The following is a 3,000-nucleotide window of genomic DNA, read 5'->3' on the forward strand; positions in this document are numbered from 1 at the left end:
AAAATTATAAATAGAGAATGGTGGTGGACTATTCTTTTATTTTTACCAATAGTTAACCTTATACTATTTCCTGTTATTTGGGTGGAAACAGCTAGAAGTTTTGGTAGAAACTCTAATGCAGATACTTTTTTAGCTATAGCCTCTTTAGGTTTCTTTAATTTTTATTTAAACTATGTTGCAGATGTTAATTATATTGAAAATAGAAGCCTAAAACCAAGAACAGGACTCGGCGATTGGGTAAGTTCTATTGCTTTTGCAGTTGTTGCAGCAACAATAGTACATACTTATTTTATTCAACCTTTTGTTATACCTTCATCCTCTTTAGAAAAATCCCTATTAATAGGCGACTTCCTATTTGTAAGTAAATTTCATTATGGAGCTAGATTACCTATGACAACTGTGGCCTTACCAATGGTACATGATTCTATCCCGTTAACTAAACAAAAATCGTATCTATTTAGTGATGACTATGAGGCTCGTAAAACCTCTTGGTTAAATAAATTGCAGTTACCGTATATGAGGTTGCCAGCTTTCGAAAAAATAGACAGAAACGAAATTGTAGTTTTCAATCAGCCAGCAGATACCTTATTAGATATGAACGATTTTAGGCCAGATAGAAACTACTATAAGCCTATAGATAAAAAAACAAATTTAGTAAAACGTTGTGTAGGAGCTCCAGGAGACTCTTTAGAGATTAAAAATGGTTATGTATACATTAATGGTAAGCAAAACGAATTACCAGATCGTGCAAAATTACAGTTTTTCCATACAGTTGAGACAACATCTAACCCTCAAGCACTTTATAACAAATATGGCATTACAGAAAAACAAGAACGTCAAATTTTTGCCATAGAAAATAGATTTTGGGATAGACCAGACTTACAAGCTTATTTAAGAAATGAAAATATTATTTTAAATGTAGAATCTAGAGATTCTCTAAATACTTTGGTTACAGGAGGAATGACCCAAAAGTTATTTGACCGTTTAAAAGTTAAAATAGTTGGCTCTACAATAAATGTAAACATGACAGAAGAGCTTGCTGCACAAATGGAAAAAGAAAGCAGTGTTACTTCCATAACAAAGGTTAATTCTAAAGCTCCTAACCCTTCTTTATTTCCTCAAGACCCAAGTTATAGAAATACTGTAGACAACTTTGGACCTATATACATTCCTAAAAAAGGAGCTACAATAGATTTAAATGTAGATGTTTTACCATTATACAAACGTATTATTACAGAGTACGAAGGCAACACGCTTTCTGTTAATGGAAACCAGATAAAAATAAATAACGAAATAGTAACCAATTATACTTTTAAACAAGATTATTATTGGATGATGGGAGACAATAGACAAAACTCTATAGATTCTAGATTTTGGGGATATGTACCACATAATCACGTGGTAGGAAAGCCTGTTTTAATTTGGATGAGTTGGGATAGTAATGCTTCTGGTTTTAACAAAATACGTTGGAATAGATTATTTACTACAGTACATGGTAGTGGTTCTCCTGTATCTTACTTTATCCCTGTTTTAATTTTAATAGGCGGTCTTATTGGTTTTAATAAATGGAGAAAACGTAAAAAGGCAGCATAATTAAGTGAACAAAATAACTGATTAAAAACTATATTTTATAAGCAGCTGCTATTTTTAGTAGCTGCTTACCGTTTAAGACAATAATAATTTTAAGTGTATAAATGCATATTTTAATTCATCCAACATCTTTTCCAAGTATTGCCACTTTTGTAGCTATTACAAAAGCCCAATCTGTTACTTTTGAAATGATGGATAATTTTCAAAAACAGACCTACAGAAATAGGAGTTATATTTATGCAGCAAATGGTAAATTACAGTTAAGCATTCCTGTTATTTATACCCAAAAAAACAGACAATATTATAAAGATGTCAAAATAGCTAATGATTATAATTGGCAAGACATTCATTGGAAATCTCTAGAATCTGCTTATAGAACTTCTCCTTTTTTTGAATTTTACGCAGACGAATTACAGCCGCTTTTTAAGACATCTTTTAATTATATTTTAGAGTTTAATTTAAAATGTTTTGAAGTCGTTTGCGATTGCCTTCAGTTAGACCTAACAACAAGCAAAACATCGATTTACAATAAAGAACCTTTAAATGTAATAGATTACAGGCATTTAGTGCAAGCAAAGAAAGAGCCTGCATACAATTTAGAACATTATACTCAAGTCTTTACAGACAAGCATGGGTTTATTTCCAACTTAAGCATTTTAGATTTACTGTTTAATGAAGGCCCAAATGCTTTATCTTATTTAGAATCCCAGCAGTTACCATAATGTTACAACCTACATTACATTACGGCATTCATTTTATTTTACCTTTGGTAGTTGCTTTTGTATTCTTTAAAAACAGGTGGATAAAAGCATATTGTATTATGATTTTAGGGATGCTTATAGATTTAGACCATTTATTGGCCACCCCTATTTTTGATAGTAATAGGTGCAGCATTAACTTTCACCCGCTACACTCCTACTATGCAATTGCTTTATATATAATTTTATTGTTCCCAAAACAAACTAGACTTATTGGGTTAGGTTTAACAATACATATTATTGCAGACACAGTAGACTGTGCATTAATGTAGAGGCAAAATATGTTTTAATCTAAGCTAACCTTAGTCATTATAGGGTAATGATCGGAATATTCAACATCATAGGTTTTAAAGCTATTTATATTAAATGCTTTATCGGTTAAAATATAATCAATTCGCATTGGAAAAAACTTAAAGTTATACGTTCTTCCAAAACCATTACCACCTTCTTTAAACGTATCGTTTAAATCGGCTCTAATGGCTTTATAGACATAAGAGAATGCTGTGTTGTTAAAATCTCCACAAATAATCATTTTATACTTGCATTTAGCTTTGTGTTTTAGAAACAATTCAGCTTGAGAATGCTGCATTTTAAAGGTTTTGCCTACGCCTTTAAATAGTTTTTCAGTCTCTTCTCTTGTTAAATTTTCTTC

4 protein-coding genes are annotated in these 3,000 nt (G+C 31.0%); 3 read left to right on the plus strand and 1 reads right to left on the minus strand.

All coding sequences use genetic code 11. The features are described from left to right. The 3 genes from lepB to ACVC2P_RS07475 form a co-directional block, all read left to right on the plus strand. Positions 1-1,593 (plus strand): signal peptidase I (gene lepB, locus ACVC2P_RS07465; RefSeq protein ID WP_452597855.1); only part of this gene is annotated, 1,593 nt, incomplete at its 5' end. A 101-nt stretch (positions 1,594-1,694) separates the two neighbouring features. Next, on the plus strand, positions 1,695-2,312 hold the full coding sequence (locus ACVC2P_RS07470) for a WbqC family protein (protein WP_452597856.1): 618 nt from the start codon (positions 1,695-1,697) through the stop codon (positions 2,310-2,312). Continuing rightward, a complete protein-coding gene (locus tag ACVC2P_RS07475; RefSeq protein ID WP_452597857.1) occupies positions 2,312-2,620 on the plus strand; it encodes a DUF6122 family protein in 309 nt (102 codons plus the stop codon). Before ACVC2P_RS07470 ends, ACVC2P_RS07475 begins: the two co-directional genes overlap by 1 nt. 14 nt (positions 2,621-2,634) lie before the next feature. Here the strand turns inward: ACVC2P_RS07475 and ACVC2P_RS07480 are convergent. Next, positions 2,635-3,000 (minus strand): endonuclease/exonuclease/phosphatase family protein (locus ACVC2P_RS07480; protein WP_452597858.1); only part of this gene is annotated, 366 nt, incomplete at its 5' end.

The sequence above is a fragment of the Pontimicrobium sp. MEBiC01747 genome (genome assembly GCF_053601635.1).